The following is a 15,453-nucleotide window of genomic DNA, read 5'->3' as shown; positions in this document are numbered from 1 at the left end:
GTCGCGCTACCCGGCGTGGGTCGCGCCGTCCGGGGCGACGTCGGCCGGAGCGGCGGGCGCCCCCGGCGGCATCTGGTGTGCCGGACGCACGAAGAACAACGTCGCGACCACACCGACGACCAGCGCGGCGGCGGGCAGGTACAGCGACTGCCCCATCGCCTCGGCGAAGCCCTCGCGGAGGAACTCCGGCAGCCGGGCGCCGCCTGTGCCGTCCTGTGCCGCCGCGGCGTCGACGCCCGGCAGCTCGGCGGCCAGTCGCGACTGCAGCAGCGCCCCGATCATCGCCGAGCCGAGGACGGACCCGATCACCCGCAACGTGTTGTAGACGCCCGCACCGGCGCCGGCCTGATGCCACGGCAGGTTGCGGGTCGCGGTGGCCGCCAGCGGCGCCCACACGCCGGCGGACGCGATGCCCATCAGGCACAACGGCGCGACGATCTGCCACACCGGGGTCTCCGGCCGGCAGATCACACCCAGCCAGCCGATCGAGATGGCCGACAGCGCCAGGCCGGTGGAGACGATCGCACGCGGATGCACGCGGTCGACCATGCGGCCGACGATCGGCGCCAGGATGCCGGTCAGTATCGCCATGGGCACCATGACGACCGCCGACTCCGTGGGCGACATCCCGCCCACGAGCTGCAGGAAGAAGGTCAGCGGGATCATCATCGCCGACATCGCGAATCCCATCGAGGCGATGCCGACGGTGGCGAGCGAGAAGTTGCGGTCGCGGAAGAGCGACAGCGGGAGCAGCGGCTCGGTTCGGATGCGCGACTGCCACCAGACGAATGCGCCGCAGAAGGCCACGCCGGCGACGATGAGCGCCCAGATCCACCCCGCCCAGTCGAAGCTCTCGCCCTCCTGGATTCCGAACACCAGCGCGGACAGGCCGACCGCCGACAGCACTACGCCGATCCAGTCGAACTGGTGGTCGTGGGTCTCGACCTGCGGGACGAGGACCGCGGCCAGCACCAGGCCGGCGATGCCCACGGGGAGGTTGATGAAGAAGATCCACTCCCAGCCGAGGGCGTCGGTCAGGACGCCGCCGAGCAGCGGTCCGACGAGGGTGGCGACACCGGCCACCGTGCCCCAGATGCCCATCGCCGCACCGCGCTTCTCCGGCGGGAAGATTCGCGTGATGAGCGACATCGTCTGCGGCGTGATCAGCGCGGCGCCGATGCCCTGCAGGGCGCGGGCGGCGATCAGTTCGCCGATCGACGACGACAGGCCGCACCACACGCTCGCGATGGTGAAGACGACGAGGCCGATCTGGTACATGCTCTTCGGCCCGAACTTGTCGCCGAGACGACCCGTGATGAGCAGCGGCACGGCATACGTCAGCAGGTAGGCGCTGGTCACCCACACCACCCCGTTGACGTCGGTGTCCAGGTCGGCCTGGATGCGCGGCTGGGCGACCGCGACGATCGTCATGTCGACGAGGATCATGAAGAAACCCACGCACAGCGCCATCAGCGCCGCCCATGGGCGCGTGGTCACCGAGGTGCCGCCGACTCCGGCGTCGGGAGTGGTCATCGGTTACTCGACCTTCTTGTCTCTGAGCGGGGCATGGACCCCGGGTGGGCTGTGGTTCCCGAGCGATCTGGCGTCACCGGGTGGTCTGTGTTTCGTCTGGGACCGCGGCGGTCCCGGCCGTTCCGGTCACCGGCGGGGTCGATCCGGTGCGATACGGCGAATCCGGGTCGTCGAGCCACTCGATGCGGTTGTCGCGGAGGCGGTCGACGAGGTCGTCGAGCCAGGCGAGCTGCGCGGTCAGCGTCGCGACGCGGCAGCCGAGGTCGAGCACGAACATCTCCGGCTTGCCCGACGCCCGCGCCTCGGCCGCCATCGCGGCGACGTCGTCGAGTTCGGCCCGCATCGCGGCGATGCGGCGTCCGAGGAGCTCGATCACCCGCTGCCGCGGGAGCCCGTGGGCCTCCGACAGCGCGAGGTAGAGCCCGGGGTATTCCTCGGCCGGGGTCTCGAGGATGCGCTCGAGGTTGTGGGTGAGCGCGGTCCGGCCCGCCTCGGTGATCGCGTAGACGGTGCGTTCGGGCCGGTTGCCCTCGCGCCGGACCTCGCACACCTCGATGAGTCCTTGCCCGGCGAGCCGGTCGACCGCGTGATAGAGCGTGCCCGCACGGAACTTGGCCAGGCGGTCCTCCTGGCGTGCGAGGGTCGTCTGCACCATCTCGTAGGGGTGCATCGGACGCTCGTCGAGCAGTCCGAGCACGAGGATCGCCACCGGTCCGAGCACGGGGCGCTCAGAACGTGCCACGACCGCCTCCTGATGCCTGTGGGTCCGATGCCGATGCCGCCGATCCGGCGCGCCCCGCCGCGGTACGACGGTCGGGATTCGTGCGAACCCCGGTCTCCCGTGCCGAATATTCCAGCTGGAATATTCGCGAGTGTCAAGGTCGCGGCGTCTGTCGACGCGCATCATTACTGTGGAGCCCATGACCCCATCGCCGGACGAATCCACCCCTGCCGGCACCGACGCGCAGGGTAGCTACGTGATGACCGGGCAGGAGTTCGTCCGGGACACGAAATACATCGAGACGCGCATCACCGCGGACGGTCGCGACGGCTACCCGGTCGAGGCGGGCCGGTACCGGCTCATCGCCGCCCGGGCCTGCCCCTGGGCCAACCGCACGCTGATCGTCCGGCGCCTGCTGGGGCTCGAGGACGCGATCTCCCTCGGACTCTGCGGACCGACCCACGACAAGAACTCGTGGACCTTCGACCTCGATCCCGGCGGCGTCGACCCGGTCCTGAAGATCCCCCGGCTCAAGGACGCGTACGAGAAGCGGTTCCCCGGGTACCCGAAGGGCATCACGGTGCCGGCCATCGTCGACACCACCACCGGAGAGGTCGTGACCAACGACTTCCCGCAGATCACCATCGACTTCTCGCTGGAATGGAAGGCGTTCCACCGCGAGGGCGCCCCGGATCTCTACCCCGAACCCTTGCGCGACGAGATCGACGAGGTGAGCCACGGGATCTACACCGAGGTGAACAACGGCGTCTATCGCTGCGGCTTCGCGGGCAGCCAGGAGGCCTACGAGTCGGCGTACGACCGACTGTTCGCCAAGCTCGACGAGCTGTCCGAGCGGCTCTCTGCGCAGCGCTACCTCGTCGGTGACACCATCACCGAGGCCGACATCCGCCTGTTCACCACCCTCGCCCGCTTCGACGCGGTCTACCACGGCCACTTCAAGTGCAACCGGAGCAAACTGAGCGAGATGCCGGTGCTGTGGGCGTACGCGCGCGACCTCTTCCAGACCCCGGGTTTCGGCGACACCACCGACTTCACCCAGATCAAGCAGCACTACTACATCGTCCACACCGACATAAACCCGACGCAGATCGTGCCCAAGGGGCCCGACCTGCGCGGGTGGCTGACCCCGCATCACCGCGAGGAACTCGGGGGCCGTCCGTTCGGCGACGGCACCCCGCCCGGCCCGCCACGACCCGAGGAGGTCGTGCCCGAAGAGAACTGGGTACCGCGCTCATGACAGACACCACCCCCAAGGCCCCGGGCAAGGCCGTCGAGGTCACCGGAGGCCTCCTCGACCGCGCGCAGCGCCTGCAGGCCCCGGCGGTCAAGAAGTACGTGGACTCGTTGCGGCGCAAGTATCCCGACGAGACGCCCGCGCAGATCATCGAACGCCTCGAGAAGCGCTACCTGGCCGCGGTGACGGGGTCGGGAGGGGCGGTCGGCGCCGCAGCGGCGATCCCCGGCGTCGGGACCATGACGGCGTTCGGCGCGCTGACCGGCGACACCGCGTTCTTCCTCGAGGCGTCGGCCCTGCTCGCGCTGTCGATCGCCGAGGTCCACGGCATCGCGCTGCACGAGACCGAGCGTCGCAAGGCCCTGGTGCTGACGGTGGCGCTCGGCGAGGAGGGCGTCCTCGCACTCGGCCGGGTGGTCGGCACCCGAGGCGGCCCGCTGCGCCGCCTCGGCGGTGTCGCACTGCCGTCGGGCGCGATGACCAGGCTCAACAAGACCCTGGTCAACAAACTCGTCCGCAAGTACGCGATCCGGCGCGCGCCGCTCATCGTCGGCAAGCTCATGCCCGCGGGGATCGGCGCCGTCATCGGCGGCGCCGGCAGCCGGGCGCTGGGCCGCAAGGTGATCCACAACGCGCGGGAGGCCTTCGGTCCTCCGCCGCCGTTCTGGGTGCTCGACGCCGAGGTCGTGGGCGACTCCGACGGGTTGCCGCCCGGCTCGCGGTGAGATCGGAGCCCACCACGCCCGACGCCGCAGCACCCGACACCACCGTCACCAGCTCGCCCGGTTGGATACGCAAACTGCTGGGCGAGGCCTGGCGGTATCGGCGTATCGCCGTGGTGACCCTGACCGTCACCATGCTCGGAGTGGCCGCCGACGCCGTCCTGCCGCTCCTGGCCAAGGGGGCCATGGACCGGGCGACCGGCGTCGTCGACGACGACCTCGCACTGTCGACCTTCGTCACGGCGCTGGTCGTGTTCGCCGTCGTCCGTTATGCGTGCCACCTCGGTCGGCGCCTCTTCGCGGGCCGACTCGCGGTCAACGTGCAGAACGCGTTGCGACTGCGCCTGCTCGACACCCTCCTGCACCTCGACGGCCGCAGCCAGCACCGCATACGCACCGGCCAGATCGTGTCCCGGTCCATCTCCGACATCCAGGTGGTCCAGGGACTGCTCGCCATGGCCCCGTTGTCACTCGGCGCCGCGGTGCAGCTGGTGGTCGCGCTGGTGATCATGGCCTACCTGTCGCCGCTGCTGACCGTGGTCGCGCTGGTGATCGCCCCGCTCATCGCGCTCGAGGTGTTCCGCACCCGGCGCCGCCTGTTCGCCGCGACCTGGTCGGCCCAGCAGGCGGCCGCCGACGTCGCCCAGCACGTCGAGGAGACCGTCACCGGGGTCCGCGTCGTGAAGGGCTTCGGGCAGGAGGACCGCGCCGTCGACACCCTCGTCGGCCGCTGCCGCACGCTGTTCTCCCGGCGGATGCGCGCCGCCCGCATCAACTCCCGGTTCACCCCGACCCTCGCCGCCATCCCGCAGCTGGGGATGGTCGGCGTCATCGTCCTCGGCGGGCACCTCACGATGACCGGGGCGATCACCGTCGGCACCTTCCTCGCCTTCACCACCTACGTCACGACGATGACCGGCATCGCACGCCTGCTCACCAATCTCATCGTCAACGCCCAACTCGCCCGCGCCGCGGTCGAGCGCGTCTACGACGTCATCGACCATCCCCGCGATCCCGGAGAGGAGGCCACCGGGACCCTGCCCGACGGCCCGCTCGGGGTGGAACTGGCCGACGTGTCGTTCGCCCATCACACCCACGACGCCGACGATCCCCCCGCCGTCCTGCGCGGGATCGACCTGCGGATCGAGCCGGGCGAGTGCGTGGCGATCGTCGGCCCGCCCGGGTCGGGCAAATCGACCATCGCCGACCTCGTCAGCAGGTTCGAGCGGCCCGACCGCGGCACGATCGCGATCGTCGGCCCCGACGCCGAGTACCCGATCGAGGATCTCTCCCCGCGCGCGCTGCACAGTGCACTCGCCGTCGTCTTCGACGAGCCCTTCCTCTTCTCCGACACCATCACCGCGAACATCGCGATGGGCGCCGGAGTGGACACCTCCGATCTCTCCCCCGCCGAACGGGCGGCCCTCGACGAGCGGGTGGCCGCGGCGGCCGCGGCCGCAGACGCCGCCGAGTTCGTCGAGGCACTCCCACAGGGGTACGACACCGTGGTCGGGGAACGTGGCCTCACCCTTTCGGGCGGGCAGCGCCAGCGCATCGCGCTCGCGCGCGCACTCTTCGCCGATCCGCGCATCCTCGTCCTCGACGACGCGACGTCGGCCGTCGACGCATCGACCGAGTCCCGCATCCTCGGCCGTCTGCGCGAGGAGAGGCGCACGATGCTCGTGCTCGCCCACCGCCGCTCGACGCTGGTCCTCGCCGACCGCGTCGCGGTGCTCGACGAGGGCAGGATCGCGGCGGTGGGCACCGTCGCCGAACTCGAGGCGACGTCCCCTCGCTTCCGCGAGCTGATGTCGTCGGTCACCGTCGACCCAAACGCCGACGACGAGATCCCGACACCGCCGGAGCCCACTCCGGAGGACATCGAGAAACTCTGGCCCACAACGCATCTCGCGACTTCGGACGCGGCCGGTCCGGCCGGCTCCCCCGCCACGCCCCGCCCCGGGGCACGGGGCGGGGGCATGGGCAGCGCGCTGGGCTCCATGCCCGAGACCCCCGAGCTCCGACAACAACTCGACCTGTTGCCGCCCGCCGACGAGCAACCCCGGGTCGACGTGGCCGAGGTCCGGCGCGAGAACCCCGTGTTCACACTCCGCGGCCTCCTGCGTCCGGTCTCCTGGCTGCTCGCCGCGGCGCTCGTGGCCGTGGGCGTCGACACCCTCGCGGGCCTGGCCTTCCCGAGCATCGCCCGCTCGGTCATCGACGCCGCCGGCCACGAGGACGCGTTCACGCTCTGGTGGGCGGCACTCGGCGGTCTCGCCCTCGTCGGCGTCGGCTGGATTGCCGCCGCCGCACTCACCATGACGTCCACGCGGGCGGGCGAACGGGTCCTGTTCGGACTGCGCATCCGCAGCTACGCCCACATCCAGCGGCTCGGCCTCGACTACTACGAGCGCGAGTTGTCCGGTCGCATCATGACGCGCATGACGACCGACATCGACGCGCTGTCGTCATTTCTGCAGACCGGCCTGACCTCGGCGGTGGTCGCGGTCCTCACGCTCGTCGGGGTGATGGCGGCACTGCTGATCACCGGCCCGTCCCTCGGCCTGCTGGTACTGCCGGTCTTCCCGTTCCTCATCGCTGCGACGGTCGTGTTCCGCCGGGTGGCGAGCCGCGCGTACACGCGCGCCCGCGAACTGATCAGCTCGGTCAACGCCGACTTCCAGGAGAACATCGCCGGCATCAAGACCACCCAGTCCTACCTCCGCACCGACGCGGCGCAACGACGCTTCGCGCAGCGGTCGGCGGAGTGGGTGGCCGCCCGCATGGTCTCCCAGCGCGCGATCGCCACCTACTTCCCGCTGATCACGCTGATGTCGGATCTCGCCACCGCCGTCGCGCTCGGCGTCGGCGCCGGCCTGGTGGCCGGCGGCTCGCTCTCGGCCGGGACGCTGGTCGCCTTCGTCCTCTACCTGACGATGCTCTTCGGCCCGGTCCAGCAGCTGTCGCAGGTCTTCGACGGTTACCAGCAGGCGTCTGTCGGCCTGCGCCGGATCGGCGACCTGCTCCGGACCCGCAGTTCGTTGCGGACCGATCCGGACGATGTTCCCGCACCCGCCGGCGGTTTCGCCGGGAAGGTCGACTTCGAGGGTGTCGGATTCCGTTACGAGGGCACCCGGGCCGATGCCCTGAGTGACGTCGATCTACACATCCCGGCGGGCACGTCGCTCGCGCTGGTCGGACGCACCGGCGCCGGCAAGTCGACGATCGTGAAGCTGCTGGCCCGCTTCTACGATCCGACGTCGGGGCGGATTCTCGTCGACGGCACCGACATCGGCGGCATCGTGCTCTCCGACTACCGCCGCCGGCTGGGACTGGTGCCGCAGGAACCGCACCTGTTCACCGGGACGGTGGCCGACAACATCGCCTACGGACGCCCCGACGCGGACCGCGCGACCATCGCCCGGGCCGCCGCCGCGGTCGGCGCGCTGCCGATGATCGCCGCGCTCCCCGGCGCGATGAACCACCCCGTCGGCGAACGCGGCCGCGGCCTCAGCTCCGGACAGCGGCAACTGATCGCCCTCGCGCGGGCCGAACTCGTCGACCCCGACATCCTGCTGCTCGACGAGGCGACCGCGACCCTCGACCAGGCGACCGAGGCGAAGGTGCTGGCGGCTGGCCGCGCGATGACCCGGCGGCGGACGTCGGTGATCGTGGCCCACCGTCTGGCCACGGCGGCGCGCGCGGATACCATCGCCGTGGTCGATCGAGGCCGAATCGTCGAACGCGGAACACATGAGCAGTTGCTCGCGTTGGACACGTTGTACCGCGGATTCTGGGAAGCCGGCGTCAACCCCGACGAAGCCCCCGACGTCGAACTCCCGAACCCGGTACCGCAGCCCGGTGCGGAGGCGTCCACCACCCCGGATCACGGTCCGGACAACAGCACGAGACAACTGGTGGACACCGACCCGCACGCGGGCATTTGACAGGACGCGCAACGGCGCGCGTCGCCCCTCCACGTACCGAACCCTCTGCGCCGAATCACCCAGATCACGAACTGACTCCGTAGTAGCAGGTCGGTGGGTGTGACGCAGTAGACGACGCGTAGCATCGGCAGTTGGTTCACCGATAGTCTCCACAAGAGACGACAGCGTGGCGAAGAACCCGGCACCTTCAGGGAATTGAGGCGAGATACCGCTGTGAGCAGCAGTTCGACTTCTGACTTCGGACAGAACACCTGGCTGGTCGAGGAAATGTACCAGCAATTCAAGGAAGACCCGAGCTCGGTGGACCCCAGTTGGCACGAGCTCCTCGAGAACTATCAACCCGGCGGCGACTCCGCCTCCAACGGCAAGGCACCCAGCGCGAAGGCCGCCCCCGCCTCCGCGAACGGGACCCCCGCCCCGAAGGCGGCCCGCCCCGCCCAGGCACCCCAGAGCAAGCAGGTCACTCTCGACCAGACCCCGACGCGGACCGCCTCGCCCCGCAAGCCCGCTCCGGCCAAGGAGTCGACCGCGACGAAGGCCGCGTCCGGCCACAGCATCGCCAGTCGCGACGGCTCGGCCCGATCCGCCTCGAAGCCCGCGCCCAAGGCCGATGCGAAGGCCGCGGCCAAGGACGCCCAGGAGCCCGCGGAGACCAACAAGGCCCTCCGCGGCCCGGCCGCCACCATCGCCAAGAACATGGCGATCTCGCTGGAGATCCCCACGGCGACCAGTGTTCGCGCGGTGCCTGCGAAGGCGATGATCGACAACCGCATCGTCCTCAACAACCACCTCGCCCGCACCCGGGGCGGGAAGGTCAGCTTCACCCACATCCTGGGTTACGCGATCGTCCAGGCCATCAAGGCCTTCCCCAACATGAACCGGCACTACGCCGAGATCGACGGCAAGCCCCACGTCGTCACCCCCGCCCACACCAACCTCGGTCTGGCCATCGACCTGGTCGGCAAGGACGGCAACCGCACTCTCGTCGTCGCGGCGATCAAGAAGTGCGAGCAGATGGGCTTCGCCGAGTTCTACAACGCCTACCAGGACATCGTCCGGCGGGCGCGTGACGGCAAGCTGACCGCCGACGACTTCACCGGCGTCACCATCTCGCTGACCAACCCCGGCACCATCGGCACCGTGCACTCCGTGCCGCGCCTGATGAAGGGCCAGGGCGCCATCATCGGCGCCGGCGCGATGGAGTACCCGGCCGAGTTCCAGGGCGCCAGCGAGGAGCAGATCGCCGAGCTCGGCGTCGGCAAGCTGATGACCCTGACCTCGACCTACGATCACCGGATCATCCAGGGCGCGGAGTCGGGCGACTTCCTGCGCACCATCCACGAGCTGCTGATCGACGACGCCTTCTACGACGAGATCTTCACGGCGTTCCACGTCCCGTACGAGCCGGTCCGCTGGCGCCGGGACATCCCCGCCGGACTCGTCGACAAGAGCACCCGCGTGCTCGAGCTGATCGCGGCCTACCGTAGCCGCGGCCATCTCATGGCCGACATCGATCCGCTGATGATGAACAGCGACGCCCGCAGCGCGCATCCGGACCTGGACATCGCGACCTACGGCCTGACCCTCTGGGATCTCGATCGCACCTTCAAGGTCGGCGGCTTCCACGGCCAGGAGAAGATGAAGCTGCGCGACGTGCTCGCGATCCTGCGCGACGCGTACTGCCGCCACATCGGCGTCGAGTACACCCACATCCTCGAACCGGAGCAGCAGAAGTGGCTCCAGGAGCGCGTCGAGGTCAAGCACGTCAAGCCGCCGGTGGCCGAGCAGAAGTACATCCTGAGCAAGCTCAACGCCGCCGAGGCCTTCGAGACGTTCCTGCAGACCAAGTACGTCGGCCAGAAGCGCTTCTCGCTCGAGGGCGCCGAGTCGGTGATCCCGATGATGGACGCGGTCATCGACCAGAGCGCCGAGCACGGCCTCAACGAGGTCGTCATCGGCATGCCGCACCGCGGTCGCCTGAACGTGCTCGCCAACATCGTCGGCAAGCCGTACTCGAAGATCTTCACCGAGTTCGAGGGCAACCTGAACCCGTCGCAGGCGCACGGCTCCGGTGACGTGAAGTACCACCTCGGTGCCGAGGGCAAGTACTACCAGATGTTCGGCGACAACGAGATCAACGTCTCGTTGACCGCCAACCCGAGCCACCTCGAGGCGGTCGACCCGGTTCTCGAGGGTCTCGTCCGCGCCAAGCAGGACCTGCTCGGCGACGACGACGAGGGCTTCCCCGTGCTGCCGCTGATGCTGCACGGCGACGCCGCGTTCGCCGGTCAGGGCGTGGTCGCCGAGACCCTGAACATGGCGATGCTGCCCGGCTACCGCACCGGCGGCACCGTGCACATCGTGGTCAACAACCAGGTCGGCTTCACCACCGCGCCCGAGCACTCCCGCTCGACCGAGTACTGCACCGACGTCGCGAAGATGATCGGCGCGCCGATCTTCCACGTCAACGGCGACGATCCCGAGGCGTGCGTCTGGGTCGCCAAGCTCGCCGTCGACTACCGCCAGAAGTTCCACAAGGACGTCGTCATCGACCTCGTGTGCTTCCGCCGCCGCGGCCACAACGAGGGCGACGACCCGTCGATGACGCAGCCGGCGATGTACGAGGTCATCGACACCAAGCGCGGTGTCCGCAAGAGCTACACCGAGGCCCTGATCGGTCGCGGTGACATCTCGACCAAGGAGGCCGAGGACGCCCTGCGCGACTACCAGGGCCAGCTGGAGCGGGTCTTCAACGAGGTCAAGGAACTCGAGAAGTACCGTCCCGAGCCCTCGCCGTCGGTCGAGGCCGACCAGACCCTCCCGACCAAGCTCGTCACCGCGGTCGGCAAGGACGTCCTGGAGACCATCGGCAACGCCTTCGTCGACGTGCCCGAGGGCTTCACGCCGCACCCGCGTGTCAAGCCGGTCCTCGAGCGTCGCGCCGAGGCGGCCCGCAACGGCAACATCGACTGGGCCTTCGCCGAGCTCCTCGCCTTCGGCTCGCTGGTCCTCGAGGGACGCACCGTCCGCCTGTCCGGACAGGACTCGCGACGCGGCACGTTCACCCAGCGTCACTCGGTGCTCATCGACCGGCAGAACGGGTCCGAGTACACCCCGCTCAACCACCTGAAGCCCCTCGACGGCAGCGACGACCTCGGCCGCTTCATGGTCTACGACTCCCCGCTGTCGGAGTTCGCGGTCGTGGGCTTCGAGTACGGCTACTCCGTGGGCAACCCGGATGCGCTCGTGCTGTGGGAGGCGCAGTTCGGCGACTTCGTCAACGGCGCGCAGTCGATCATCGACGAGTTCATCTCGTCCGGTGAGGCCAAGTGGGGCCAGCTGTCCGACGTCGTGCTGCTGCTGCCGCACGGCCACGAGGGCCAGGGTCCCGACCACACCTCGGGCCGTATCGAGCGCTTCCTGCAGCTGTGCGCCGAGGGTTCGATGACCGTCGCCCTGCCGTCGACGCCGGCCAACTACTTCCACTTGTTGCGCCGCCACGTCCTCGACGGCATCCGCCGCCCGCTCATCGTCTTCACCCCGAAGTCGATGCTGCGCAACAAGGCTGCGGTCAGCGCGGTCGAGGAGTTCACCGAGGACAAGTTCCGCTCGGTGATCGACGACCCGCGCTTCGCCAAGGAAGGCGCCGACCGCAGCAAGGTCAAGCGTGTGCTGCTGGTCAGCGGCAAGCTCTTCTACGAGCTCGCCGCCCGCCGCGACAAGGACGGCCGCGAGGACATCGCGATCGTCCGCATCGAGCAGCTCTACCCGGTCCCGCACCGCCGCCTGCGCAAGACGCTGGAGCAGTACGGCAACGCCTCGGAGTTCCGCTGGGTCCAGGAGGAGCCGGCGAACCAGGGTCCGTGGCCGTTCCTCGGCCTGTGGCTGCCGGAGGTCCTGCCGGACATCCTCGGCGGTCTGCGCCGTGTGTCGCGCCGCGCGATGTCGGCTCCGTCGTCGGGCTCGAGCAAGGTGCACGCGGTCGAGCAGCAGGAGATCCTCGACGAGGCATTCGCCGAGTAGTCTCCGCGAGACATGAGAGAGGCCCTGCCGGATCATCCGGCAGGGCCTCTCTTCTTCGTCGTGCACCCGGCGCCGGGTGGGGCTCCGCGCCTACACCGCAGAGGCCGAGGCGCCGACCGCGGCAGTCGCGAGAGCCGGCAGTGCTCCGGTGATCAGGGCGAGCAGTTCCTCGCGGCTCACGGTCGGCTCGGTCAGCCAGCGGATCGCCGTCTCCTCCACGAACGCGATCCACCCGTGCACGCTCAACACGACCGCGGGACTGACCTCGACGCCGAAGCCCGGGGCGTGGTCGAGGACCCGCTGCACCATCACCTCGCGGGTGCGGTCGAAGACGTCGCGCATCGCGGGGTCGGAACTCGACGCACCCCGGATCAACGCCGTGTAGGCGGTCCGGTTCTCGCTCACGAAGTCGACGAACGCCTCCATCGAGGCGGTCAGGATCGCGATGGGGTCCCCGAGCGAGTCGTCTGGCTCGGTGCACGCCAGCAGCCGGTCGGCCTGGGCCTGGGCGATGGCGACGTGGTAGTCCTGCTTGGACGCGAAATAGTGGAACAACAGCGCCCTCGACACCCCGGCCGCGTCGGCGATGGCGTCGATGGTGATCTCTTCGAGAGGGCGCTCCTTGACCATCTCCAGACCGAACTCGAGGAGCTGATCGCGCCTGGCCTCCGGGCTCATTCGGGTGCGCTTGGAAGGACTCTTGTTCTCCCTCACCGGGGCCTCGGACGTTCCTCTACTGGTCACCGGCCCAGATTACCTCTATTGAGTCTTGTTCAATAGCTATTGACACGTGTTCAGTATCACCCCTATGGTGTCACCATGACAACGAACGATGTAGAGATCGCCATCATCGGCGCCGGCTTCTCGGGGCTGGGTGCCGCCATCCGCCTCAAGCAGAACGGGTTCGACGACTACGTCCTCCTCGACCGCGGTCACGACTTCGGCGGCACGTGGCGCGACAACACCTACCCCGGCGCGGCCTGCGACGTGCCCTCCCAGCTGTACTCCTACTCGTTCGCGAAGAACCCGACCTGGTCGCGGTCGTACTCACACCAGCCCGAGATCCACGCCTACATCAACGACGTCGCGGAGCAGCACGGCATCCCTGCCAAGGCGCAGTTCGGCACCGAGGTCACCCACGCGGAGTGGAACGAGGCGCAGGGTCGCTGGATCATCGACACCGAGCGCGACGGCGTGAAGGGCCAGGTCCGCGCCAACATCCTCGTCGGCGGCGTCGGCCCCCTCTGCGAGCCGAACCTCCCCGACATCGAGGGCATCGACTCCTTCGAGGGCAAGATCGTCCACTCGGCCCGCTGGGACAACGACTTCGACTACTCCGGCAAGCGCGTCGCGGTGATCGGCACCGGCGCGTCGGCGATCCAGATCGTGCCCGAGCTGGCCAAGATCACCTCGCGTCTCGACGTCTACCAGCGCACCGCCCCGTGGATCGTGCCCCGCACCGAGCGTCCGTACACCAAGCTCGAGCACTGGGCCTACAAGAACATCCCGGGCTACCAGTCCGCCGTCCGCGGAACCATCTACGCGGCCAACGAGGCGACCGCCTTCGGCCTCACCTACTCCCCCGCCGCGCTCAAGCCGGTCGAGTTGCTGTGCCGCGCCAACATCCTGCGCGGCGTCGGCCGCGACGCCGAGCTGCGTCGCAAGGTGACCCCCACGTTCCAGGTCGGCTGCAAGCGCATCCTGCGCTCGAACGACTGGTATCCGGCCCTCGCCCGGCCCAACGTCGACCTGGTCACCGACGGCATCGAGCGGATCACGCCGACCGGCGTCGTCGCCAAGGACGGCACCATCCGTGAGGTCGACGTCATCGTCGTCGCCACCGGCTTCCACGTCACCGACTCCCCGGTGTTCGAGAAGATCGTCGGCTCGGGCCGGCGCAGCCTCGCCGACGTGTGGAGCGAGATCGGCATGCAGGGCTACAAGGGCTCGTTCGTCCACGGCTTCCCGAACATGATGCTGATGGTCGGGCCGTCGACGGGCCTGGGGCACACGTCGATGGTCTACATGATCGAATCCCAGCTCAACTACCTCGTCGACTACCTGAAGACCGTTCGGGCGCAGGGCATCACCCGCACCGAGGTGAAGCTGTCGGCCCAGCAGGAGTTCAACTCCGACATCCAGCACAAGCTGCGCAACAGCGTGTGGGTCAACGGTGGCTGCGCCTCCTGGTACAAGGACGCCAACGGCAACATCACCACGCTGTGGCCCGGATTCACCTTCGCCTTCCGCAATGCGACCCGCCACTTCGACATCGCTGCCTACGATGTGGTCCGCGGAGCGCGCCGCCTGCCCGCCCCGGACATCGACGGCACGACGACGAGCGATCAGCCCGCGACCGTCACCGCCTGACCGGCACACCGACTCTCTCGATCGAGGAGAAACTCATGAAGGACTTCCGCGGCAAGGTCGTGGTCATCACCGGCGCCGGCTCGGGCATGGGCCGCGACATCGCAGTCAAGCTGGCGAAAGAGGGTGCGCGCCTGGCGATCTCCGACGTCACCCCGGACGGGCTCGCCGAGACCGAGCGCCTGGTGAAGGCGGCCGGCGCCGAGGTGCACTCCCAACTGCTCAACGTCGCCGAGCGCGAGGCCGTGCTGACCTACGCCGACACGGTCAAGGACCACTTCGGCGTGGTCAACGTCGTCTTCAACAACGCCGGCATCGCGCATCACGGCGAGGTCGAGAAGATGGAGTTCAAGGACATCGAGCGGGTGATGGACGTCGACTACTGGGGCGTCGTCAACGGCACCAAGGCGTTCCTGCCCCATCTGATCGCCTCGGGCGACGGCCACATCGTCAACACGTCGTCGTTGTTCGGCCTGTTGTCCGAACCCGGTCAGGCCGCATACAACTCGGCGAAGTTCGCCGTCCGCGGCTTCACCGAGGCGCTGCGCCAGGAGATGATCATCGCCAAGCACCCGGTCAAGGTGACCTGCGTGCATCCCGGCGGCATCAAGACCGCGATCGCCCGCAACGCCACCGTGTCGGGCGACCACGACCAGAAGGCCACCGCCGCCTTCTTCGACAAGTACCTCGCGCGCATGTCGAGCGAGGATGCGGCCGACGTGATCATCAACGGCGTCAAGAAGAACAAGGCGCGCGTCCTGGTCGGCGCCGATGCGGTCGTCCTCGACCTCGCGGTCCGTCTCGTCGCCTCCAAGTACCAGTGGGTGGCGGCGAAGGCGACCAGCTGGGCGCTGTCGAAGGCCAAGTGACGGGCGCGATCTGAGC

Annotated in this window: 9 protein-coding genes; 6 read left to right on the top strand and 3 right to left on the bottom strand. The window is 69.1% G+C overall.

Annotation, left to right across the window (positions count from 1 at the left end):
- Positions 1-6: 6 nt before the first annotated feature.
- Positions 7-1,533, bottom strand: a complete 1,527-nt coding sequence (locus GP2_RS14615) for a DHA2 family efflux MFS transporter permease subunit (RefSeq protein WP_006901296.1) — start codon at positions 1,531-1,533, stop codon at positions 7-9.
- Positions 1,534-1,606: 73 nt separating this feature from the next.
- Positions 1,607-2,275 carry a PadR family transcriptional regulator gene (locus tag GP2_RS14610; RefSeq protein WP_006901295.1) on the bottom strand — a complete coding sequence of 223 codons (669 nt, stop codon included), beginning with the start codon at positions 2,273-2,275 and terminating at the stop codon, positions 1,607-1,609.
- Positions 2,276-2,453: 178 nt separating this feature from the next.
- On the opposite strand from GP2_RS14610, the gene GP2_RS14605 reads away from it, so the two are divergent.
- The 4 genes from GP2_RS14605 to GP2_RS14590 all read left to right on the top strand — a co-directional run bounded on the left by GP2_RS14605 (position 2,454) and on the right by GP2_RS14590 (position 12,201).
- Positions 2,454-3,512, top strand: coding sequence for a glutathione S-transferase family protein (locus GP2_RS14605; RefSeq protein ID WP_006901294.1), 1,059 nt, complete (start codon positions 2,454-2,456; stop codon positions 3,510-3,512).
- Entirely contained in the window at positions 3,509-4,234 is a 726-nt protein-coding gene (locus tag GP2_RS14600; RefSeq protein ID WP_006901293.1) for a hypothetical protein, read from the top strand. Before GP2_RS14605 ends, GP2_RS14600 begins: the two co-directional genes overlap by 4 nt.
- A complete protein-coding gene (locus GP2_RS14595; RefSeq protein WP_006901292.1) occupies positions 4,231-8,178 on the top strand; it encodes an ABC transporter ATP-binding protein in 3,948 nt (1,315 codons plus the stop codon). Before GP2_RS14600 ends, GP2_RS14595 begins: the two co-directional genes overlap by 4 nt.
- 213 nt (positions 8,179-8,391) lie before the next feature.
- Positions 8,392-12,201 (top strand): multifunctional oxoglutarate decarboxylase/oxoglutarate dehydrogenase thiamine pyrophosphate-binding subunit/dihydrolipoyllysine-residue succinyltransferase subunit, encoded by a 3,810-nt coding sequence (locus tag GP2_RS14590; RefSeq protein WP_040527131.1) that lies wholly within the window; start codon positions 8,392-8,394, stop codon positions 12,199-12,201.
- Between the two features lie 90 nt (positions 12,202-12,291).
- Here GP2_RS14590 and GP2_RS14585 read toward each other — a convergent pair whose 3' ends face one another.
- Entirely contained in the window at positions 12,292-12,945 is a 654-nt protein-coding gene (locus tag GP2_RS14585) for a TetR/AcrR family transcriptional regulator (protein WP_006901290.1), read from the bottom strand.
- 75 nt (positions 12,946-13,020) lie between these two features.
- Between GP2_RS14585 and GP2_RS14580 the strand changes: the two genes are divergently transcribed.
- Together GP2_RS14580 and GP2_RS14575 are read left to right on the top strand one after the other, a co-directional pair.
- Positions 13,021-14,571, top strand: a complete 1,551-nt coding sequence (locus tag GP2_RS14580) for a flavin-containing monooxygenase (RefSeq protein WP_006901289.1) — start codon at positions 13,021-13,023, stop codon at positions 14,569-14,571.
- A 35-nt stretch (positions 14,572-14,606) separates the two neighbouring features.
- Complete coding sequence (locus GP2_RS14575) at positions 14,607-15,437, top strand: SDR family NAD(P)-dependent oxidoreductase (protein ID WP_006901288.1); 831 nt, start codon at positions 14,607-14,609, stop codon at positions 15,435-15,437.
- Positions 15,438-15,453: the final 16 nt, after the last annotated feature.

The organism is Gordonia paraffinivorans NBRC 108238, assembly GCF_000344155.1.
Classification (GTDB): Bacteria; Actinomycetota; Actinomycetes; order Mycobacteriales; family Mycobacteriaceae; genus Gordonia; species Gordonia paraffinivorans.
Note: the sequence above shows the minus strand (reverse complement) of the source record. Positions and strands in the feature narration are given on the sequence as shown.

Excerpts from the sequence above, each read along its gene's own strand:
- GP2_RS14615 (WP_006901296.1), bottom strand. The coding sequence starts at position 1,533 with ATGACCACTCCCGACGCCGGAGTCGGCGGCACCTCGGTGACCACGCGC.
- GP2_RS14580 (WP_006901289.1), top strand. The coding sequence starts at position 13,021 with ATGACAACGAACGATGTAGAGATCGCCATCATCGGCGCCGGCTTCTCG.
- GP2_RS14600 (WP_006901293.1), top strand. The coding sequence starts at position 3,509 with ATGACAGACACCACCCCCAAGGCCCCGGGCAAGGCCGTCGAGGTCACC.
- GP2_RS14575 (WP_006901288.1), top strand. The coding sequence starts at position 14,607 with ATGAAGGACTTCCGCGGCAAGGTCGTGGTCATCACCGGCGCCGGCTCG.
- GP2_RS14605 (WP_006901294.1), top strand. The coding sequence starts at position 2,454 with ATGACCCCATCGCCGGACGAATCCACCCCTGCCGGCACCGACGCGCAG.